General features: G+C 39.5%; 17 protein-coding genes and 1 riboswitch. Of the genes, 13 read left to right on the forward strand and 4 right to left on the reverse strand.

The genetic code is table 11. The features are described from left to right. The first annotated feature begins 82 nt into the window (after positions 1-82). From AACL31_RS02835 to hldE, 3 genes are all read left to right on the forward strand, one after another. A complete protein-coding gene (locus tag AACL31_RS02835; RefSeq protein ID WP_310511224.1) occupies positions 83-925 on the forward strand; it encodes an inorganic triphosphatase in 843 nt (280 codons plus the stop codon). A 122-nt stretch (positions 926-1,047) separates the two neighbouring features. Then, complete coding sequence (gene glnE, locus AACL31_RS02840; protein WP_339053738.1) at positions 1,048-3,891, forward strand: bifunctional [glutamate--ammonia ligase]-adenylyl-L-tyrosine phosphorylase/[glutamate--ammonia-ligase] adenylyltransferase; 2,844 nt, start codon at positions 1,048-1,050, stop codon at positions 3,889-3,891. A gap of 107 nt (positions 3,892-3,998) precedes the next feature. Continuing rightward, positions 3,999-5,426 carry a bifunctional D-glycero-beta-D-manno-heptose-7-phosphate kinase/D-glycero-beta-D-manno-heptose 1-phosphate adenylyltransferase HldE gene (gene hldE, locus AACL31_RS02845; protein ID WP_310511226.1) on the forward strand — a complete coding sequence of 476 codons (1,428 nt, stop codon included), beginning with the start codon at positions 3,999-4,001 and terminating at the stop codon, positions 5,424-5,426. A 52-nt stretch (positions 5,427-5,478) separates the two neighbouring features. Here the strand turns inward: hldE and ubiK are convergent, their stop codons facing one another. Then, on the reverse strand, positions 5,479-5,745 hold the full coding sequence (gene ubiK / locus AACL31_RS02850) for a ubiquinone biosynthesis accessory factor UbiK (protein WP_310511227.1): 267 nt from the start codon (positions 5,743-5,745) through the stop codon (positions 5,479-5,481). A 237-nt stretch (positions 5,746-5,982) separates the two neighbouring features. After that, a riboswitch (FMN riboswitch) is annotated at positions 5,983-6,148 on the forward strand. 120 nt (positions 6,149-6,268) lie between these two features. Here ubiK and ribB point away from each other — a divergent pair. From ribB to AACL31_RS02865, 3 genes are all read left to right on the forward strand, one after another. Further along, positions 6,269-6,922, forward strand: a complete 654-nt coding sequence (gene ribB / locus AACL31_RS02855) for a 3,4-dihydroxy-2-butanone-4-phosphate synthase (protein WP_310511228.1) — start codon at positions 6,269-6,271, stop codon at positions 6,920-6,922. 257 nt (positions 6,923-7,179) lie between these two features. Then, positions 7,180-8,076 carry a hypothetical protein gene (locus AACL31_RS02860; protein WP_310511229.1) on the forward strand — a complete coding sequence of 299 codons (897 nt, stop codon included), beginning with the start codon at positions 7,180-7,182 and terminating at the stop codon, positions 8,074-8,076. Between the two features lie 93 nt (positions 8,077-8,169). Beyond that, positions 8,170-8,970 carry a hypothetical protein gene (locus AACL31_RS02865; RefSeq protein WP_339053739.1) on the forward strand — a complete coding sequence of 267 codons (801 nt, stop codon included), beginning with the start codon at positions 8,170-8,172 and terminating at the stop codon, positions 8,968-8,970. A 132-nt stretch (positions 8,971-9,102) separates the two neighbouring features. Here AACL31_RS02865 and AACL31_RS02870 read toward each other — a convergent pair whose 3' ends face one another. The 3 genes from AACL31_RS02870 to tolC form a co-directional block, all read right to left on the reverse strand. Then, entirely contained in the window at positions 9,103-10,263 is a 1,161-nt protein-coding gene (locus AACL31_RS02870; RefSeq protein ID WP_310511231.1) for a glutathionylspermidine synthase family protein, read from the reverse strand. 5 nt (positions 10,264-10,268) lie between these two features. Continuing rightward, positions 10,269-10,997 (reverse strand): DUF1190 family protein, encoded by a 729-nt coding sequence (locus AACL31_RS02875; protein ID WP_310511290.1) that lies wholly within the window; start codon positions 10,995-10,997, stop codon positions 10,269-10,271. 211 nt (positions 10,998-11,208) lie between these two features. Further along, complete coding sequence (gene tolC / locus AACL31_RS02880; RefSeq protein WP_310511232.1) at positions 11,209-12,594, reverse strand: outer membrane channel protein TolC; 1,386 nt, start codon at positions 12,592-12,594, stop codon at positions 11,209-11,211. A 220-nt stretch (positions 12,595-12,814) separates the two neighbouring features. On the opposite strand from tolC, the gene nudF reads away from it, so the two are divergent. From nudF to ftsP, 7 genes are all read left to right on the forward strand, one after another. After that, complete coding sequence (nudF, locus tag AACL31_RS02885) at positions 12,815-13,462, forward strand: ADP-ribose diphosphatase (RefSeq protein ID WP_310511233.1); 648 nt, start codon at positions 12,815-12,817, stop codon at positions 13,460-13,462. Between the two features lie 104 nt (positions 13,463-13,566). Continuing rightward, a complete protein-coding gene (gene cpdA, locus AACL31_RS02890) occupies positions 13,567-14,406 on the forward strand; it encodes a 3',5'-cyclic-AMP phosphodiesterase (RefSeq protein WP_310511234.1) in 840 nt (279 codons plus the stop codon). Beyond that, the gene (gene yqiA / locus AACL31_RS02895) at positions 14,406-14,990 is read left to right on the forward strand and encodes an esterase YqiA (RefSeq protein ID WP_310511235.1); all 585 of its coding nucleotides are present in this window, start codon (positions 14,406-14,408) and stop codon (positions 14,988-14,990) included. Before cpdA ends, yqiA begins: the two co-directional genes overlap by 1 nt. 96 nt (positions 14,991-15,086) lie before the next feature. Then, the gene (parE, locus tag AACL31_RS02900) at positions 15,087-16,982 is read left to right on the forward strand and encodes a DNA topoisomerase IV subunit B (protein WP_310511236.1); all 1,896 of its coding nucleotides are present in this window, start codon (positions 15,087-15,089) and stop codon (positions 16,980-16,982) included. 36 nt (positions 16,983-17,018) lie between these two features. Then, positions 17,019-19,274: a DNA topoisomerase IV subunit A gene (gene parC / locus AACL31_RS02905; RefSeq protein WP_310511237.1), complete on the forward strand. Its 2,256-nt coding sequence runs from the start codon at positions 17,019-17,021 to the stop codon at positions 19,272-19,274. A 50-nt stretch (positions 19,275-19,324) separates the two neighbouring features. Further along, positions 19,325-20,059, forward strand: a complete 735-nt coding sequence (locus AACL31_RS02910; protein ID WP_032114531.1) for a 1-acylglycerol-3-phosphate O-acyltransferase — start codon at positions 19,325-19,327, stop codon at positions 20,057-20,059. Between the two features lie 209 nt (positions 20,060-20,268). Then, complete coding sequence (gene ftsP / locus AACL31_RS02915; RefSeq protein ID WP_310511238.1) at positions 20,269-21,684, forward strand: cell division protein FtsP; 1,416 nt, start codon at positions 20,269-20,271, stop codon at positions 21,682-21,684. The last annotated feature ends 56 nt before the right edge of the window (positions 21,685-21,740 follow it).

Genomic DNA, 21,740 nt, shown 5'->3' on the forward strand with positions numbered 1-21,740 from the left:
TTAAGTATGCGTCTAGACAGTATAAATAAAAATAGAAACGTTTATCCTTCGGGGGAGAAATATCAGAAAATCTGGACTAAATATGCGTCAGCTAGAAATTGAATTAAAATTATCTGTTCGCCCGGAAGCTATTAAGCGGATCCGTGAAAAAATAATATGTTTTCGCTATACACATTTTTCCTTACATAAACTGTCAAATATCTATTTTGAAACAGTGGATCATCAATTACGTCGCTGGGATATGCGGTTAAGGATCCGCGGTTGTGATGGTCGTTATGAAATGACGATAAAAACCGCCGGTAAGGTTATTGGTGGTTTACATCAGCGGCCTGAATACAATGTAGAAATTAATAAACCTGAGCTGAATCTTTTGGCATTTCCACGCGAAATATGGCCAAAAAATACCAATGTTGCTCATTTACAGTCACAGTTAACAACCTTGTTCTATACTGATTTCTCTCGTGAAAAATGGATTGTTACTTATCAGGGGAGTGAAATTGAAATTGTATTGGATCAAGGTAGCATTTATGCCGGTGCCAGAAAAAAACCAATTATGGAAATTGAACTGGAACTAAAAAAGGGCACATTGATCGAGCTGTTAGCGTTTGCAAAAGAGTTTGTTAACATTCAAGGGTTACGTTTAGCAAATAAAAGTAAGGCTGAACGAGGCTATTCGTTAGTTCAACATAGCGACTATATTGATACTAAATACTTTTTGCCACACTGTAACTGGCATACTATGCCGATTGAACAGGGCTTAAACCAGTTATTAGCGTATTGGCAGCATTATGAAGAGTGTTGGTTAGATAATCAGCTACAAGCAAAGCAAAATTTGAGTCATTTGCTGGTATTGATACAGGCATTTTTAGTCCATTATTCTCATTCTATTCCTCATTTTGTTCAAGCATCGCCATTAAAAAAATAACGGCATTATTGGCTACTGCGGATATTCAACCCCAGCAACTCTGTGTGCGGATTGGTTGCGTTGCAAACTTGCTTTTACCCAATGGCTTACGGCTTTAACATTATCCTAATGAAAGGCATTTTATGAAATTGCTGCCATCAATCTTGGTTCAGCAGGCGCAAAGGGTGGTAGATGATTTTCAGCGTTACGCGCCTGAACTTTTACCTCTATCGTCACAGGAAAAAATATTTTTTGCCTTAAGTGATTTTGCCTACTTGCAGATCAAAAACCATCCTGCCTGGTGGACGGTTATACGTCAACAGCCACCGCAAATAGGCGAATGGCAACATTATCATCAATGGTTAATCGAACAGCTAGCCAATATAACTGCCGAGGAAGGGTTGCAGCGGATCCTAAGGCAATTTCGCCATCAAATGCTGATTAGAATAGCGTGGCTACAGATATTACATAAGGATAGTACGCCGCAAATATTGCAGCATCTGAGTGTGCTTGCCGAAACGTTAATCATCGCTGCGAGAGATTGGTTGTATGTCCAGTATTGTCATAATTGGGGAACACCTTGTGATAAACTAGGGCAACCACAACCATTGTTGATCCTTGCTATGGGTAAGTTAGGCAGCGGAGAGTTAAATTTTTCATCTGATGTTGATTTGATTTTTGCCTTTCCTGAAAATGGAGTTACCCAAGGGGGTCGTCGTCAGATGGACAATGGCCAGTTTTTTACCCGATTAGGCCAAAAATTAATTAGCCTATTAACGCAAAAAACGATAGATGGTTTTGTCTATCGCGTTGATATGCGTCTACGTCCGTTTGGTGATAGTGGACCATTAGTTTTTAGTTTTGCTGCTTTAGAAGATTATTATCAGGAGCAGGGGCGCGACTGGGAACGTTATGCCATGATCAAAATGCGCATGATAGGTAATGATCGCTCAATTTATACTGATGGATTAAAAAATATGTTGCGCCCCTTTGTTTTTCGACGTTATATCGATTTTAGTGTTATTCAATCGTTGCGTAATATGAAAAACATGATAGCGCGTGAAGTACGCCGTCATAGTTGGCAGAATAATATTAAATTGGGTGCAGGTGGTATCCGTGAAATCGAGTTTATTGGCCAGGTTTTTCAGTTAATTCGAGGTGGTCGTGAACCTAAATTGCGCTCACAGGCTTTGTTACCTACATTGATTGCAATCGGTGAGCTTTCATTGCTGACAACGGAGCAGGTCACGCAATTAACGGATAATTATCTGTTTTTGCGTCGAGCAGAAAATATATTGCAATCGATTAATGATCAACAAAGCCAGACGTTACCTGAGCAAATTTTACATCGCGCGCGACTGGCATGGGCGATGGGGTTTGACGATTGGTCGGCGTTTTATCAGCAACTCATCGCCAGAATGCAAAGTGTCCACGCTATATTTAAGCAAATTATTGGCCAAGATGATGAGAAAAGCGATGATACGGAGTTAACATTTTTTGTCCATTTTTGGCAACAAATTGCTAATGAAAGTGAATTGCCCCCACTATTTTCTGAATTTAATGACGAAAAAAAGCAAAATATTATTAAACAGTTATGGCTATTTCGCCAAGATTTAGCTAAGCGAACTATCGGTCCCCGTGGTCGCGATGTTCTTGATCAATTGATGCCAAAATTGATAGCTAAAATCTATCATAGAGATGATATTAATAGTATTTTGCAACGAATTATTCCTTTGCTACTTAGTATAGTTAGCCGAACAACTTATTTAGAATTAATTTTAGAGTCTGAACAGGTATTAACCCATGTGATCCGTCTTTGTGCGGCTTCACCAATGATCGCTGAGCAATTAGCTAGTCATCCGTTGTTACTGGATGAATTAATCGATCCCTTCTCACTATACCAGCCTTTACCTGTTACGGCTTATCGCGATGAATTGAGACAATATTTATTGCGTATTGATGAAGATGATGAACAGCAACTTGAAGCATTGCGGCAATTTAAACAAGCACAGCTGTTACGCATTGCCGCAGAAGATATTTCTGGTGTTCTTACTGTTATGAAAGTGAGTGATCATTTAACCTATTTAGCGGAAGCCATTATTGATGCAGTGGTAAGGCGGGCGTGGAATAAGTTAATTAAGCGTTATGGTAAACCTACTCATTTATCTCAACAACAAGCTGTTGTAACCGGTTTTGCAGTGGTTGGTTATGGTAAGCTAGGTGGCTTTGAATTGGGTTATGGTTCTGATTTAGATTTGGTTTTTTTGTTTGATTGCCCATTGGGTGTTGTTACCGATGGGCCACACATAATCGAAGCTCGCCAGTTTTATTTACGATTAGCTCAGCAAATTCTTCATCTTTTTAGTACGCGAACTTCTTCGGGTATTCTTTATCAGGTAGATGCTCGTTTGCGTCCATCCGGTGAATCTGGCATGTTGGTAAGTACTTTCCAATCATTCGAGGATTATCAGAAAACGCAAGCATGGACCTGGGAGCATCAAGCTTTGATCCGAGCACGAACGATTTTCTCTGAACCGTCATTAGAACAAGAGTTTAATCGAATTCGACGCGAAGCACTGCTCATACCAAGAGAAGAAACGATATTACGTCAACAGATCGTTGAAATGCGACAAAAAATGTATCAGCATCAAGCTAATCGGCAGCAGGCATATTTTGATTTAAAAACCGATCCTGGTGGTATAACTGATATTGAATTTATTGCTCAATATCTGGTATTACGTTACTGCGCAGACAATGTAGCATTACTCCGTTGGTCAGATAATGTGCGTATTTTTACCATGTTAGCTGAATATGCCGTAATGCCTACCGAGGAAGCTGAAAAGTTAATTCAAATTTATACTGAAATGCGAGATACCTTGCATCATTTGTCATTACAGGCGTTACCCAGTAAAGTGTTAGTCTCTCAGTTTGAACAGCAACGTAAAAAAGTTCTGCTTAGTTGGCAAAAATGGTTTTATGCTAGTTAAGTTGAAATAGAATTGACTCGCCGTACTTTTAGTATGATTGATAGAGTTGGGCTATGTTACTATTGGTAGCAATCTTGATTGCGGTAATTTATTTGTTTGGAGTATGGATGAAAATCACTCTCCCTGATTTTAAACAGGCTAGTATTTTGGTGATCGGCGATGTTATGTTAGATCGTTATTGGTATGGATTAACTAACCGAATTTCACCAGAAGCGCCGGTTCCGGTTGTTAAAGTGGAAATGAAAGAAGAACGTCCTGGTGGTGCTGCTAACGTTGCCATGAATATTGCAGCTTTGGGCGCTAATGTTCGTTTGCTAGGGCTGACTGGTATTGATGATGATGCTGAAGTATTAACCGAGAAACTTAATCAAGCTAATGTATGTTGTGATTTTGTTACATTATCAACGCATCCTACGATTACTAAGCTGAGAATTTTATCGCATAATCAACAACTTATTCGACTGGATTTTGAAGAAGGATTCGGTGATGTCGATATAAATCCGCTGTTAGATCGGATTCGGCAAGCTTTGCCACGCGTCGGGGCACTGGTATTGTCTGATTATGGTAAGGGTGCGTTAGCACAAATTTCGCAGATCATTGCATTAGCAAATGCTGCTCAAGTGCCAGTTCTTATTGATCCGAAAGGTAGTGATTTTGAACGTTATCGTGGAGCGACTTTATTAACTCCCAATATGTCTGAATTTGAAGTTATTGTTGGTAAATGTGCAAACAATAGCGAAATTGAGCAGAAAGGAATGAAGTTAATTGATTCCCTTGATCTTAAGGGATTACTTATCACTCGTTCAGAACGCGGGATGACACTGTTGCAGCGTGAAAAACCGCCTTTACATTTACCGACCCAAGCGCAGGAAGTTTATGATGTTACTGGAGCTGGTGATACGGTTATTGGTGTTTTGGCAACGGCGTTGGCGGCTCGACTCGATTTTCATCAAGCTTGTGTTTTAGCTAATGCGGCTGCTGGAGTCGTGGTTGGAAAACTGGGTACTTCAACGGTATCACCCATTGAGCTGGAGAATGCCATTCATGGTCGAACTGATGATGGTTTTGGTGTGATGAATGAGCAGCAGCTAAAGCATGCGGTTGCAGCTGCCCGTAGCCGTGGCGAAAAGATTGTGATGACCAATGGTTGCTTTGATATCTTACATGCTGGGCATGTTATCTATTTAGCCAATGCACGTAAGTTAGGCGATCGATTAATTGTTGCGGTGAATAGTGATGCTTCAACTAAACGGCTAAAAGGTGATGATCGTCCTATTAATCCATTAGCTCAGCGTATGACCGTGTTAGGGGCGCTAGGTTCAGTAGATTGGGTGGTCTCTTTTGAAGAGGATACTCCTCAACGCCTGATCAGTGAAATCTTACCCGATGTATTAGTCAAAGGTGGCGATTATAAGCCGGAAGATATTGCTGGTAGCCAAGAGGTCTGGGCGGCAGGTGGTGAAGTTAAAGTGCTTAATTTTGAAGCGGGGTTGTCGACGACAAATATTATTAATACCATTATGAAAAGTGATTAATATTTTGAGATAAAAAATAGCGATGCCACGATAGTAGTATCGTGGCATTTTGTTATTCATTCTTGTTTTCGTTGGCTAGCCGTTTTTTTTCTAATTGTTCAATGCGTTTTTCCATTTGTGCCATTTTTTCACGGGTTCGCAGTAAAACTTGTGTTTGAATATCAAACTCTTCACGTGAGACTAAATCGAGTTTTCCTAACTGGGACTGTAATATTGCCCGTAGCTTTTTATCAAGATCATCGCCTAAGTCGCGTATTCCTTGCGGTAAGGTATCTTTGATCTGGCGAACAACTTGTTCAATTTTTTTCGCGTCAAGCATTACGCTATCCTTTTAGGTCACAAATTATAATCTATAGGTTATTTAGTAGCAGATCTTAAAATAATCAGCTTACTTTGACAAAATTATTTTTAATAAATTTGCTGAGAATAATGGGTCTAAATTAGCGCAATAACCACTTAATACTAAGTTGGCTGACTATATAAATGAAAATACTATTCCATGATATATTTTGTTATTGTTGATTGCTATAGAATTATATTCACGATATAGTTTAGCTGTTTATCTCAGGGCGGAGTGAAATTCTCCACCGGCGGTGATATTTATTCTGTTAATTGAATAATTAAGTCCGCGAGCGTTCCATTATAGCATTTTGTGATGGAAGTCAGCAGATCCAGTGAGATTCTGGAACCGACGGTTATAGTCCGGATGGGAGATAATAACGATATCTGTAGTTTTGAGGCCTGCCAATTGTGTGCAGATTTTTAAGATACTGATTTGATTTTTTATACTCCCACGTTTGCCCTGGTTCTGGTAATTTAGTATTTATTGATGAGGTTTTACCATGAATCAGACGTCACTTTCCGCGTATGGCAATCCGATCGAACGTATAGAACGTGCTCTTAAGGCATTACGTCAAGGTAAAGGTGTTATGGTACTTGACGACGAAGGCCGTGAAAACGAGGGTGATATTATTTTTGCTGCTGAAACTATGACTGTTGAACAGATGGCATTAACTATCCGCCATGGCAGTGGAATTGTTTGTCTTTGTATAACGGAAGAACGCCGTAAGCAGCTAGCATTACCGATGATGGTTGAAGAAAATTCTAGTCAATTCCAAACCGCATTTACTATTACCATCGAGGCTTCCGAAGGTGTAACAACCGGCGTTTCAGCCAGTGATCGTTTAATGACTATCCGTAAAGCAATTGCCGATGATGCAAAACCGACCGATCTTAATCGGCCTGGACATGTTTTTCCGTTGAGAGCCCAAGAAGGAGGGGTATTGCAGCGTCGTGGTCATACCGAAGCTACCATTGATTTGGTGACTTTAGCCGGTTTTAAGCCAGCAGGTGTTTTATGTGAGTTGACAAATGACGATGGTACCATGGCCCGTATGCCAGAAGTACTTATCTTTGCCAAGCAACATGATATGCCGGTAATAACTATTAAGGATTTGGTAACTTATCGTCAGCAATTTACCAAAAAAGCAGGTTAGCAGTTTGAATAAGCTATTTCTGGTGATTGAATTTTATCCTATCTGAGTTTTATGTTTAAACCAGTATGTTCAATACTGGAAAGTTTTCTCTCAAATTCCTGCCATATTGAAATATATCGCCATAATGGAAAACTATGGCGATTGAAGAATGATGCGTAAATTTGCTTTGCCGGTAAAACCGGATTGTTTCAATTGGCAGCTCTATATTATTTCAATTATTCCATCATGATCATCATATTTTAAAAGGAATTTTAAACATGAGTCAGATAGATAATTTGTTGGAAAAACTTAAAAAATATTTTCATCGTCTTAGTGGTCCAAATTATGTTCGCCTAATGGATACACCACACGCTTGGGGAAGCTCATTCGATGAACAAATTATGCCCCATTCTTTTAAGCGCCAGCAAGAGTTTGCGACAGCTATCATTGAGATAATCAAAAAAGCACGTTACCGCTGTGATATTTCTTCACTTAACAGCCCTGATGCTGATTGGCGTAAAATTATATTGCAGGCGATTGATAATGGGTTGTCAAAAAAAATGGGGCGAACCAGACCAACTCAATTTCGTTTTCTTTTTGGTCAGTCGCCAACGGTATTTTTAGATAGATTGTCGGCGGTAGAAACAGGTTCCGTTGATTACGTTGCTTTTAAAGATGAGCTATTAAAACTTATTCAATCAAGAGCGCAAGATTGGGAATTAATGCCTGAAATTTGGATAAGTCGCTTTTTCCGCCTTGATGAAGGAATGATCAATTCTTTTATAAAAAACCTTTTTCCAGATTTTCTGCCAATTAATGATACCAGAATGACCTGGAATCATACGAAGATCATTGCTGTTGATGGGGTTGAATCTCTGGTAGGGGGGCATAATTTGAATATGGATTTATTCAGGAATTATCCTCCGGTGCATGATGTATCGGTTATTGTTCATGGAGCGGCAGCGCTTGATGCTCAGTGTTACTTAAATGAAATGTGGTTATGCAATAGTGATCTGCTCAAGAAAGAATATTTTGATGTAAAAAGTATGTCTTGGCAAATTGGCAGTGAATTACAAGGAAAACCGGAAGATCCATTACAAGATCCAGCTGTGATGATGTCGGTAACCGAGCAGCAAAAATATCTGCTTCAGCTGCATGAAGATATTGATAATTAATGCGGAGCAAAGGGAGACGACTATAGTAAAATCGAAGAATATAAGCGAGCTGATAGGATATTGTCTGTTGGCAAATACTGGACTGGGCCTAATATGAATACCGATTATCATCACGGCTCAGAAATTATGAAAGAACATCTGATTAAAAATGCCCGCTATATGATTAGGATCTCGCAGCAAGATTTAATTAGTGCATGGAAAAAAAGATGGGTTGATCATACTGTTTGCCGGTGGCTTATTGAAGCATTGCTTACTAATAAATCATTACAACTCCATGTGGTTGTGTCTCCTTTGGATGCCGCCGTCGGGGCAGCGGGTGATCAATACTCTTTTGGCTCCGGTGCTGAACGAACCTTTGAATTGTTAAAATATTACATCACTCATGATCTTCATACCGATGAATTATTGAGTGATGAAAATGGCGATCGTGCTGATGCATTGAAGCGAGTATTGATAGCGCCCTTTTTTTTCACTGATAGGCTATCAGAACAACAAACTACGGAGGGAAAAACCTATCAATGGCCGAATCTCGATTTGGCGGCATATACCGCCACGCTTAAGCAGCAGCCTCTGGCAAAAAAGCCGCCATTACGAGGTATAATTGGTAGTTCTCTTATGTCAACCATTGAAGGCAGTGGGTTTATTTACCCTAAGGTGCCGGCTGCTCCGGCAAATCATGCCAAGTTAATGATTATTGACGATGAACTATATGTTGTCGGCTCTGACAATCTTTATCCAGGTCATCTTTCTGAGTTTAATTATGTGATAGAAGGTAAAAAGGCGGTGGAAGAATTAATTGCAGAATATTGGCAGCAGGTATGGAAATACTCAAGTCCCCATGTTTTTCCCAAGTTAAATCAAGATTTGTATTGTTCATCTGGCAATGCCAATTAGAGAAAAAATAGCTTGTAATTAATTAGCTGGCAATGGAATTTTACTTGTTATTTTTTCAACTCATTAGTCATAATAGTAAAAACAGCAAGATAATGATTGCTTTATCATTATCTTGTTCTTATGTTGCATGGATTAATTTAGAATAATATGCGGGTAAAAGCGGGATAGATCTTGGGTAATTAATTGTTTGTCTTCTCGAATACCAATTCCTGCCGGTTGATCATTTACCAGCCAACTACCGATTAATGTATAGTTATTTTCAAATTGTGGTAGCGGATAAAATTGTTGAATAATCATCCCCTCTTCGCCATATGGACCGTCTACTGAGGCAATTTCACGTTCATTATCGATGATACGAATATTTGCTCCTTCTCGTGAAAAAATAGGTTTGATTACATAGCTGTCCAGTTTTGGCGGATTAGCTTCTGCAAAATAGGCCGGTAACAAATTGGGGTGATTAGGAAACATTTCCCATAGCATAGGTAGTAATGCCTTGTTAGAAATAATGCTTTTCCAAGCAGGTTCTAACCACCTTACGCCAGCATCTGCTAACTTAGTAGAAAAAATCTCTCTAAACATAAATTCCCAAGGATATAATTTAAACAGATTGCTAATAACCTGGTTATTAGGATCGGTAAATTGTCCTTTTTCACCTAAACCGATTTGATCAATATAGAGAAATTCGGTGGGAATATTGGCTTCGTGAGCACAGTCTTGTAGGTATTGTATGGTGCCGCGATCTTCGTCACTATCTTGGCAGCAGCTGAAATGTAACCAATTAAAACCAAATGATTCACGCAAAAGCGCAAAGCGTTCAATAAGTTGTTCTTGTATGCTATTAAATTGATCAGCATTTGCCGGCAAATTGCCAGCATTGATTTGATCTTCTAACCAAATCCACTGAAAAAATGCGGTTTCATATAAAGATGTTGGTGTATCTGCATTATTTTCTAATAATTTTGCAGGTCTTTTACCGTCATAAGCTAAATCCAATCGAGAATAAAGTGAAGGTTGGTTAGTTTTCCATGAGTGATTAACAAATTCCCAACAATGTTTAGGGATCTGAAATTTTATCAATAATTCCTCGTTACTAACCACTTTTTCGACCACTTGCAGGCACATTTGATGTAATTCAGCGGTGGTTGCTTCAAGATCTTCGATTTGTTGCATAGTAAATTGGTAATAGGCATTTTCACACCAGTAAGGTTCACCGTATAAGGTGTGAAAATGAAAACCAAATTCAGCTGCCTTTTCTTTCCAATCAGGGCGTTCAGTGATGGGCATCCTTATCATCGCTATCAACCTCCCATAGAACGCTGAGAAGGCGTTGTGGCACTTTGATGCTGCATGCGAGTCTGTTGTTTAGCGACTGATTCACCGAAACCGCCACGAGTGATAGTGGTGGTCGTTGCCGGTTTAGGAGCAAGAGCTGATGGAGGTACGGCCATAGTTCTACCTCCCGCTACAGCCGGCCCATAGTTTTTGCCACTAGCATCAACAAATTTTCCATTGGCGGGACGACTTGCAGGATTGCTTGAGCTAAAGAGAGGTTGCGCTGCAGGGGCTGGCGCAGCTGTACCACCACCCATTAGACGTCCCATCATGTAACCTGCCATTAATGGCATCCAGAAACTACCACTTTGTCCACTAGCTTGATTTTCTGTCGCTAAACCAGCTTGAGCTTGAGATGCAGTTTGGGTTGTAGTTGTGGTTTGAGTGGAAGCCTGAGTACATTTTTCTTCCTCAAATTCGGCCACACAGTCTTCACGTGTCGCATATTTAGGTGCAGTTTTAGCCGCTTCCTGCAATGCATTTTTATAAGCCAGCGAACATTGTTCACTTTGAGCCGGGTTTTTTTGGGCACAATCCTCTGCGTTAGTATATAAAGAGACGGTTTCGTCGCTTTGCTCACAAGCGGACAACATAAATACCGTACTAATAGCTAAGGCAACAGGCGCTAAGCTGTAGACGCGCCAGCTTTTGCGAAAAGCACCTTGATTAATATTTTTCGTGCGCTTTATTTTCATCATCATTTACCTATCCTAAAGGTCGAAATAAAAATCGTGAAACTAGGATAGAATAGGGTAATTACGCTGGAAATTAAAGCATAAAACGGGTAGAAAGATGGCTATCAACCTGATTATTTATTTTAAGTGGTAAAAATACAACTTTTCTAATTAAATTTCGTTACAATAAAAAATACCCACAATATATGGGTATTAATAGTGGGTTATTTATTTAGTGTATTTGCGGAACACTCATCGGATTGATAATAGTATCCGGTGAGGTGGATAATGTTTTTCCTAAGCTACTATTTAAACGGAGCAGATCGCCTTCATTTAAAGTCCCACGGGCATACTGAATTTTCAGATCATTAATCAGATAATCATAACGTGCATTGGCTAAATTCTGTTTCGCCTGAAAAAGGGCTGTTGTTGCGTTCAATACATCCACGATAGTCCGAGTGCCGACCTGATAGCCTGCTTCCATCGCATCTAACGAACTTTGTGCTGAAACAACCAATTGTTGGTAGGCTTTAATGCTACTAATAGAAGAAATCACATTATTATAGGAAGAGCGTACTATCTGAATAACATTGCGATAAGTACTTTCAAGCTGTTCACTGGCACTAATATAACCATACTGTGCTTGCTCAACGCGTGAGTTAGTTCGGCCACCTGTATATAAAGGCACACTCAACGTTAGTCCGACACTATTTTGGCCAGTATAGCTAGGACCATTTCTATTCCATATTTGTTGATTAGCACTACCATGATACTGGGTGTTACTAACACCGGTTGACGCTTCTAATCCAAGGGTAGGTAAATGTCCTGATTGTTCATAACGAATATTTTCTCGCGCCAGATCTTGTGATAAACGGGCGCTAAGTAAACTTAAGTTGCGTGTTTCAGCATCTTTTAATAGCTTCTCTACTCGTGCGGGTGTCTGGGTACTGAAATGAGCAATATTTAAAGCCGCTAATTGACTGTAATAGATGCCGCTAACTTGACGTAACTTTTCCAGCGAATTTTCTAATTGATTACGGCTCGATACTTCTTGAGCTAATACGCTGTCATAATTAGCGCGGGCGTTTTGTACATCGGTAATCGCGACTAATCCTACGTTGAAACGTTGGGTTGTTTGATCTAACTGGCGATAAACGGCTTTTTTCTGTGCTTCAATATAGTCTAATAAGTCAATAGCACGTAATACGTCAAAATAAGCTGTGGCGGTATCAAGAATTAATTTTTGTTGGTTAGTTTGATAAGTGACATCTGCAATACCGGCGGTTTTTTCCTGCATGTCTAACTGTTGCCATTTTGACATATCAAAGATGGTTTGGGTGAGTTTAAGATTGGCGCCAAGTTGGTTGTTTTCCGTGTCACGATTATCACGATAACCGCTGTTATAGGTGAAATTTGCGCCTAAACCTAATTGTGGTAGCAAAGGACTACGAGATTCATTAATTTTTTCAAATGCTTGATTACGTTCTGCTAGCGATTTACGTAAATCCGGATTACTTTCTTTTGCTTTCTGATAGACTTGCAATAAATTTTCAGCTTGCCCAGTGGCACTTAGTCCAACTAGGCTAATGGTGATAAAAAGAGAGATAAATTTTTTCATTCTGATTCCTTGATTATACAATTTTTTGCTTTAGTTATCTCAGAAAAACATGAACACCGCTAATTTTAGCAGAATATGTCATTATTCCATGGTAGCTGTTTGTGCCATCTATCATGTTAAATCTGGCCAATGCTACATTATTTATAAGCTAATTTCCTTAAAAAACGTTATACAAGTCTCACTTTTTGTCAGTTAGTGCATATAAATTCAGAGAGTTTCTATGGGCGATAAAAAAAATTTACCTTTCAAGTTTAGCCAAAATGATGTGGAAATTACCGCTAAATTCGATCTTTATAATGGTTTTTTTCGTTTTGTTGAATACCGTTTTCGACATAAGTTGTTTAATGGTGATTGGAGCAAGGAAATTCGGCGAGAAGTTTTGGAGCGGGGTAATGCTGGCGTTATTTTACCCTATGATCCCTGTCTTGATAAGGTAGTGTTAGTTGAACAAGTACGGATCCCGGCGATGGATACGAGCGAAACACCGTGGTTGTTAGAAGTTATTGCTGGCATGGTAGAACAAAATGAAAACTTAGAACAGCTAGTTCATCGTGAAGCAAAAGAAGAAGCGGGTATTACCATTCAGCGTTGTTACTATGCTCTAAGTTATCTTACCAGCCCGGGGGGTACAACTGAGCGTATTTATGTTCATATCGGTGAAATTGATGCATCCGCTATCAAACCCGTTAGTGTACATGGATTAAGCAGTGAAAATGAAGATATTCGTGTCCATGTTGTTAGTCGTGAACAAGCTTATCAATGGATGGAGTTAGGGGTAATTGATAATGCGGCTACCGTAATCGCAATACAATGGTTACAATTAAATCATCTTAGGTTGAAAAATAACTGGTTGAAGAACTTAAAATAACGGTTTGTCATAACATGAAAAAGAAGTGTGTATCAGCCTACAGATATTAATAAAGTATTAATGTTAAAATAACGTATAAAGTAGGTAGAAACTAAGGAAATTGCTTGGATAGTCTGTTTAAATTAACAACAAAGCAAAAAAGCCTGGTGAGGATCTTGCAAATTACCGATACTCACCTTTTTGCTAATGTTGATGATACTCTACTTGGCGTCAATACTTTTGGTAGTTTTCATGCAGTAATTGATGCAATTTTAGCGCGCAATGAAAATGTTGACTTGGTTGTTGCTACCGGTGATTTGGTTCAAGATCAATCGGCATCAGCTTATCAGCATTTTGCGGAAGGGATCAAACGGTTATCTGCTCCTTGTGTTTGGTTGCCGGGCAATCACGATTATCAACCGGCAATGGTTGCTACTTTAGCAAAAGCAGGAATTTTACCCTCTAAGCAGGTGCTAATTAATGATAATTGGCAAATCCTGATGTTGGACAGCCAAATTCAAGGTGCTGTGCATGGAAAATTATCTAAGCAACAGCTGTTATGGATGAAACGCTGTTTTGATGCATACAGGGAGCGTAGTCATTTACTAATGTTACATCATCATCCTTTGCCTTCGGGTTGTACCTGGCTTGATCAACATAGCTTGCGTAACTCTCATATTTTGGCTGACTATTTAAATCAATATCAACAAGTTAAAGCGATTTTATGTGGGCATATTCACCAAGAAATAGATGAATATTGGCAAGGGGTTCGCATGATGGCAACACCATCAACCTGTATACAATTTAAACCTCATTGTACTAATTTTACATTAGATACAATGGCACCGGGGTGGCGTTATCTTGATCTTTCTATCAATGATAACGGTGAAAATGTGTTGGATACACAAGTTTTCAGATTGGATAGTGATAAATTTCGCCCAGATTTCGACTCAGGTGGTTATTAATGTCAACATTAATTTATATACATGGTTTTAATAGTTCCCCCTTATCGCAGAAGGCAAATAGCTTAAAAACTTGGCTAGAGCGACAATATCCAGCAGTTAATATGTTGATACCCCAGCTTCCTTGTTATCCAGCAGAAGCGATTGAATTATTACAGAATCTCGTAGCAGCCCATGCGGGAGAGCAGATTGGGTTGTTAGGTTCTTCATTGGACGGTTATTTTGCTATTTGGTTATCGCAGAAATTTAATTTACCCGCTGTGGTTGTCAATCCAGCGGTACGTCCTTTTGATTTGTTTGAGCAGTATTTAGGTGAGCAAGTCAATCCTTATACAAAGGAACGCTACATTTTACAATCCCACCATTTAAATGAACTACAAGCAATACAAATTGATGCATTAACCGCGCCTGATTTGATTTGGCTATTACAACAAACAGGTGATGAAATATTGGACTATCGTCAAGCTGTTACCTATCTTATGGAGTGTAAGCAAACAATAGCGCCAGGAGGTAACCATGCTTTTGTTGGATTTGACTACTATTTTCCACAAATTATGCGTTTTTTAGCTTTGGCAAAGACAAAATAAGTAAAAAATTATCCAAAATAGCTAAATGACTGTTATTATCATCAGTATCTCAGCATTTATTTGCCTAATTAATCGTCAATTACCGCAGAAAATAATATGACTCAATCTAGTTATAATGCAGAGGCAATCGAGGTCCTCAGTGGTTTAGAACCTGTACGTCGTCGCCCAGGCATGTACACCGATACTTCTCGACCAAATCACCTGGCACAGGAAGTAATTGATAATAGCGTGGATGAGGCGCTTGCTGGTTATGCTAAACGTATCGATGTAATCTTGTATGAAGATCAGTCACTGGAAGTGATTGATGATGGCCGAGGTATGCCGGTTGATATTCATCCAGAAAAGAAGGTACCGGCTGTAGAGCTGATTTTGGGGCAGTTACATGCCGGGGGAAAATTTTCTAATAAAAATTATCAATTTTCTGGCGGGCTACATGGTGTTGGTATTTCAGTGGTCAATGCATTATCAAAACGTATTGAAGTAACTGTTAGTCGTGATAGCCAAATATACCGAATTGCTTTTGAAAATGGTGAAAAAGTTCAGGAACTTGAGGTTATTGGTAGTTGTGCTAAACGCACGACCGGTACCGGTGTCCGTTTTTGGCCTGATAGCCATTTTTTTGACAACCCACGCTTTTCCATTTCGCGTTTAGTGCACGTATTAAAAGCCAAGGCTGTGCTATGCCCTGGTGTTGAAATCGTCTTTAAGGATAAAATAAATAATACTGAGCAGACATGGCGTTATAACGATGGCTTGACCGACTATCTAATGGAAGCAGTGAACGGCTTAGTTATTTTACCTGAGAAAGCGTTTGTCGGTAATTTTACCGGCCAAATAGAAATGGTCGATTGGGCTCTGCTTTGGTTACCAGAAGGTGGAGAACTATTAACCGAAAGTTATGTTAACCTTATTCCAACCCCACAGGGGGGTACCCATGTTAATGGGTTACGCCAGGGCTTACTGGATGCGATGAGGGAGTTTTGTGAATACCGTAATTTACTTCCGCGCGGTGTTAAATTGACAGGTGATGATATTTGGGAACGCTGTGCTTATGTCTTATCAGTCAAAATGCAAGATCCACAATTTGCCGGCCAAACCAAAGAACGTCTTTCTTCTCGCCAGAGTGCTGCGTTTGTTTCCGGTGTAGTAAAAGATGCTTTTAGTTTGTGGTTAAACCAAAATGTTCAAGAAGCTGAGCAATTAGCGGAACTCACCATTTCAAGTGCACAAAGGCGTCTGCGAGCAGCGAAAAAAGTCGTGCGCAAGAAACTGACCAGCGGGCCTGCGTTACCCGGCAAGTTAGCTGATTGTACTTCTCAAAATCTTAATTTTACTGAGCTATTTTTAGTTGAAGGAGATTCAGCCGGCGGCTCGGCTAAGCAGGCTCGTGATCGAGAATATCAGGCGATTATGCCGCTAAGAGGGAAAATATTGAATACTTGGGAAGTCTCTTCCGATGAGGTTTTAGCTTCACAGGAAGTCCATGATATTTCAGTAGCTATTGGTATTGATCCAGACAGCGATGATCTTAGCCAACTCCGTTACGGTAAGATTTGTGTGCTTGCCGATGCAGATTCAGATGGATTGCATATTGCAACCTTACTCTGCGCGCTTTTTGTTCGCCACTTTCCCGCTTTAGTAAAAGCAGGCCATATTTATATTGCTATGCCACCCTTATACCGTATTGATCTAGGTAAAGAAGTCTATTATGCCCTCGATGAAGGTGAAAAAGCCGCGGTCCTCGACAGACTAAGCTATAAGCGCGGCAAACCGAATGTCCAGCGTTTTAAAGGGTTAGGCGAAATGAATCCGACTCAATTACGCGAAACCACACTTGATCCCAATACACGACGTTTAGTGCAGCTCATTATTAATGATGAGAATTATCAAGAAGCACTAGCGATGATGGATATGTTATTGGCGAAAAAACGGGCAGAAGATCGTCGAAATTGGTTACAAGATAAAGGCGATACGATAGAAATTGAAGTGTAATCGACACTGTTAACCAGAGATTAAGGAATCAAATGAATGAGTGAGATAACTCACGATGGTGTAGAGCAGCAACCACTTTATACCTTTACCGAAAATGCCTATCTCAATTATTCCATGTACGTCATCATGGACAGAGCATTGCCATTTATTGGTGATGGGTTAAAACCTGTTCAGCGACGAATTGTTTATGCCATGTCTGAGCTTGGTTTGAGTAATGCCGCTAAGTATAAAAAATCAGCTCGTACAGTCGGTGATGTATTGGGAAAATATCATCCGCACGGTGATAGCGCTTGTTATGAAGCCATGGTATTGATGGCACAATCATTTTCCTATCGTTATCCATTAGTTGATGGTCAGGGAAACTGGGGAGCCCCTGATGATCCTAAATCGTTTGCTGCGATGCGTTACACTGAGTCAAGATTGTCAAAATATGCTGAAACGCTACTCAGTGAATTAGGATTGGGAACGGTATCCTGGACACCTAATTTTGATGGAACATTAACCGAACCCAAAACACTACCGGCAAGATTACCCAATATTCTGCTAAATGGCACGACAGGAATTGCCGTTGGTATGGCGACCGATATTCCGCCGCATAATGCTCGTGAGGTAGCAAGCGCGTTAGTTGCTTTACTGGAAAATCCAAAAGCTGATCTTAAAATGTTGATGGGTTTTATTCCCGCTCCTGATTATCCAACAGAAGCAGAAATTATTTCATCAAAAGAAGATATTCAAAAAATTTACCAAACAGGCCGTGGTTCTATTCGGTTACGTGCTGTATGGGAAATGGATGATGGCAATGCCGTTATTACTGCACTACCTCATCAAGTTTCAGGTGCTAAGGTGTTGGAGCAGATTGCTTCACAAATGCGTGCCAAAAAATTACCGATGGTAGAAGATCTACGTGATGAATCAGATCATGAAAATCCAACACGTTTAGTGATTGTACCTAGAAGTAATCGGATTGATTTAGAACAAGTGATGACACATTTATTTGCCACGACCGATCTAGAAAGAAGTTATCGGGTCAATTTGAATATGATTGGCCTGGATAATCGTCCGGCAGTTAAAGGACTGGTAGAAATTTTAAATGAATGGTTATTATTTAGACGAGAAACTGTACGTAATCGCTTAAATCATCGTTTAGAAAAAGTATTAAAACGCTTACATATCCTTGAGGGTTTATTAATAGCTTATCTTAATATAGATGAGGTTATCCATATTATCCGTAATGAAGATGAGCCTAAAGCAGTATTAGTGTCCCGTTTTGCGCTTTCAGAAACTCAGGCTGAATCTATTCTGGAATTGAAATTGCGTCATTTGGCTAAACTGGAGGAATTTAAATTACGTGGTGAGCAAGATGAATTAGCTAAAGAGCGTGATCAACTGCAAGCTATTTTAGGCTCTGAGCGTCGTTTAAACACCTTGATCAAGAAAGAAATTGAAACCGATGCCCAGACTTATGGTGATGATCGTCGCTCACCACTTAAGGAGCGTATTGAAGCAAAGGCCATGAATGAACATGATATTTTGCCTTCTGAGCCGGTTACTATTGTTCTTTCTGTTATGGGATGGGTGAGAAGCGCAAAAGGCCATGATATTGATCCGACTAATCTTAACTATAAAGCCGGAGATGGTTTCCGTAGCGCAGCAAGGGGCAAAACGAATCAACCGGTTGTTTTCCTTGATAGTACTGGACGTAGTTATTCCCTTGATCCGCTTGATCTTCCTTCTGCCCGCGGACAAGGAGAGCCACTTACTGGTAAATTAGCATTACCACCTGGCGCAACGATTGAACATGTATTGACTGCTCCCGAAGAGCAAAAATATTTGTTAGCATCGGATGCAGGTTATGGTTTTATTTGTACTTTTAGCGATTTAGTGGCAAAAAATAAAGCAGGTAAGGCATTAATTACCTTACCTAATAATGCAAAGGTACTGGCGCCATTAGAAGTCAATAATGAACAGCAAGATTTATTATTGGCAATTACTAACGCAGGGAGAATGTTAATATTTCCTGTTAGTGATCTCCCTCAGCTCTCTAAAGGTAAAGGGAATAAAATTATTAATATTGCAGCGGCTCAATCAGCCAGCAGAGAGGATTTGCTAGTTTGGTTAATGTTTTTGCAGCCTCAGTCTTCAATTACCCTCTATTTTGGCAAACGAAAACTGAAATTAAATCCAGAAGATTTGCAAAAATATCGTGCTGAACGAGGTCGTAAAGGTTCTTCATTACCTCGTGGATTACAGAGTATTGAACGTATAGAAGTAACTCCTCCCAGTAATGGATAATTTTTGATTTTTTTATAGGTGTGTGAAGTTACTTATTACTTGAGGTAAATATGTTAGCTATTGTTCGTATTATTATTGTGATCCTATTTACGATATTGGTTTGCGTGTTAGGTTGTTTTTATTGCTTATTGAGTCCAAGAAATCCACACCATGTTATGCGCTTTGGCCGACTGTTTGGCAAATTATCTTATGTCTTTGGTATTACCATTATTAATCGGGTGCCTTCTGAAGCGAAAGATTACGGTCCCAGTATTTATATCGGTAATCATCAAAATAACTATGATATGGTAACTATGTCAAATGCAGTACAGCCAAATACCGTTACTGTTGGAAAAAAGAGCTTAGTATTTATCCCTTTTTTCGGTCAACTATATTGGTTGGCCGGTAATATTCTCATTGATAGGGCTAATCGAACTAAAGCGCACAATACCATTTCACAGGTTGTTAAGCAGATAAAAAAAAGAAAAATTTCTGTTTGGATGTTTCCTGAGGGAACCCGTAGTCGTGGTCGAGGTTTACTGCCATTTAAAACCGGTGCATTTTATGCAGCAATTGCAGCTGGGGTTCCGATAGTACCAGTCTGTTTATCTGAAACAGAAGGGCGCATTAAACTGAATCGTTGGAATAATGGAGTAGTGATTGTCGAAATGCTACCGCCTATTGATACAACAAAGTATAATCGGGAAAACGTGCGTGAATTAGCAGAATATTGCCATGATTTATTCAAAGTTAAAATTGCAGAATTAAATAAAGAAGTGGCAGAAATAGAACAAAAAATGAAATAAAGTTTAAGTTTATTTTTCAAGCAAATTAGTTTCTAAATTGTCATATTTAACAATATATTAATATTTGGCGTTGTATCAATCTATCGTCTTAATGGAATATAGTTATCAAACAATTGTGATCATACAATTACTAGCGGATAGTAAGATAAGGATCTTTCCTGGATGAACAATAAATGGCGCTAGCTTATTAATGATTTTGTGGAGAAGATATGTCACTAAGTCGGCGTCGATTTCTTAAGCTATCAAGTATAGCTATGAGTGTTTCTATGCTTCCTGCTGCGGTTAGAGCAGAAAAAAATGAAGGGTATCCATTATTGCCAATCCCACCTTTATTGGAATCTCATGTTGGTCAACCGCTGTTTCTTACGTTGAAAAAATCTTATTGGTCTTTTGATGGTAGCCATCGCACTAATACTATTGGTTGCAATGGTTATTATTTGGGGCCAACCATTCGAGTAGAAAATGGTAGTGATTTGAAATTGGTATATAGCAATCGACTTTCTGAAGAAGTAGCTATGACAGTCAGTGGGTTGCAAGTTCCAGGAACTCAAATTGGTGGGGCGGCAAGATTAATGTCACCCAATGTTGATTGGTCGCCGGTACTGCCGATCCGTCAACCGGCTGCGACCTGTTGGTATCATGCTAATACACCTGGCAAGATGGCAAAACAAATTCATGATGGCTTGGTTGGTATGTGGATTGTGTCAGATAAAACCAGTAAGAATTTAAATATTCCTAATCATTACGGTGTTGATGATTTTCCTATTATTATGCAAGATAAACGGCTAGATAGTTTTGGCGCACCTCACTATAAAGCAACAGCTGAAGGTTTTTTAGGTGATACTTTATTAGTTAATGGTGTGCAGGAGCCGTATATTAAAGTTGCTCGCGGCTGGCTCCGCTTACGGCTGCTTAATGCATCAAATTCAAGGCGTTATATATTGGAAATCAGTGATAAGCGGCCATTTTATTTGATAGGTAGTGATCAAGGGCTGCTACCTGCTCCAGTAAGTATCGAAAGATTACCTATGGCGCCTGGCGAGCGTCGAGAAGTGTTGATTGATATGTCCAAAACAGAGTTATTGACGATAACGGCTGGAAGAGCAGCAGGGGTTATGGATCGTATTAAAGGACTTTTCGAACCGTCAACTTTATTAAATTCAACCAAAGTTTTAACCATTTGTTCTTCAGGATTATTATCCTTAGTAACAGATAATTTACCAGAAACGCTGGTTAATGACACGAACCAAATCACATCGACGATCCGTAATCGTGAAGTGATCCTTAGCAAACCTTTTGGCATTAATGGTATGATGCGGGATGTAAATCGTATTGACTTAATCACCCAGCAGGGAGCATGGGAACGCTGGACGGTAAAAGCGCATGAGCCGCAAGCATTTCATATTGAAGGTGTTCGTTTCAAAGTTATTAATCATAATGGCGTTGTACCAGGGCCGGAAGATTATGGCTGGAAAGATACAGTATGGATAAATGGATACAGTGAATTATTAGTTAATATGCTACAACCGTCTTATGATCATTTTCCTTTTTTGTATTTTAGTCAAAATTTAGAGAAAGCGGATAAAGGCTCAGTTGCGCAGATGGTGATCAATCCATCAGCTTAATTTATTTCTATAATATAGAATATTTTTGTGGCTGATTATAAAAAAAGTGATTGTAT

The organism is Arsenophonus endosymbiont of Crataerina pallida, assembly GCF_964020125.1.
Classification (GTDB): Bacteria; Pseudomonadota; Gammaproteobacteria; order Enterobacterales; family Enterobacteriaceae; genus Arsenophonus; species Arsenophonus nilaparvatae.

Bases quoted from the DNA above. Each gene is read 5' to 3' on its own strand.
- hldE (WP_310511226.1), top strand. From the start codon at position 3,999: ATGAAAATCACTCTCCCTGATTTTAAACAGGCTAGTATTTTGGTGATC.
- ftsP (WP_310511238.1), top strand. From the start codon at position 20,269: ATGTCACTAAGTCGGCGTCGATTTCTTAAGCTATCAAGTATAGCTATG.
- nudF (WP_310511233.1), top strand. From the start codon at position 12,815: ATGGGCGATAAAAAAAATTTACCTTTCAAGTTTAGCCAAAATGATGTG.
- AACL31_RS02860 (WP_310511229.1), top strand. From the start codon at position 7,180: ATGAGTCAGATAGATAATTTGTTGGAAAAACTTAAAAAATATTTTCAT.
- AACL31_RS02870 (WP_310511231.1), bottom strand. From the start codon at position 10,263: ATGATAAGGATGCCCATCACTGAACGCCCTGATTGGAAAGAAAAGGCA.
- tolC (WP_310511232.1), bottom strand. From the start codon at position 12,594: ATGAAAAAATTTATCTCTCTTTTTATCACCATTAGCCTAGTTGGACTA.
- parC (WP_310511237.1), top strand. From the start codon at position 17,019: ATGAGTGAGATAACTCACGATGGTGTAGAGCAGCAACCACTTTATACC.
- ubiK (WP_310511227.1), bottom strand. From the start codon at position 5,745: ATGCTTGACGCGAAAAAAATTGAACAAGTTGTTCGCCAGATCAAAGAT.
- ribB (WP_310511228.1), top strand. From the start codon at position 6,269: ATGAATCAGACGTCACTTTCCGCGTATGGCAATCCGATCGAACGTATA.
- AACL31_RS02835 (WP_310511224.1), top strand. From the start codon at position 83: ATGCGTCAGCTAGAAATTGAATTAAAATTATCTGTTCGCCCGGAAGCT.
- AACL31_RS02865 (WP_339053739.1), top strand. From the start codon at position 8,170: ATGAATACCGATTATCATCACGGCTCAGAAATTATGAAAGAACATCTG.
- AACL31_RS02875 (WP_310511290.1), bottom strand. From the start codon at position 10,997: ATGAAAATAAAGCGCACGAAAAATATTAATCAAGGTGCTTTTCGCAAA.
- yqiA (WP_310511235.1), top strand. From the start codon at position 14,406: ATGTCAACATTAATTTATATACATGGTTTTAATAGTTCCCCCTTATCG.
- glnE (WP_339053738.1), top strand. From the start codon at position 1,048: ATGAAATTGCTGCCATCAATCTTGGTTCAGCAGGCGCAAAGGGTGGTA.
- AACL31_RS02910 (WP_032114531.1), top strand. From the start codon at position 19,325: ATGTTAGCTATTGTTCGTATTATTATTGTGATCCTATTTACGATATTG.
- parE (WP_310511236.1), top strand. From the start codon at position 15,087: ATGACTCAATCTAGTTATAATGCAGAGGCAATCGAGGTCCTCAGTGGT.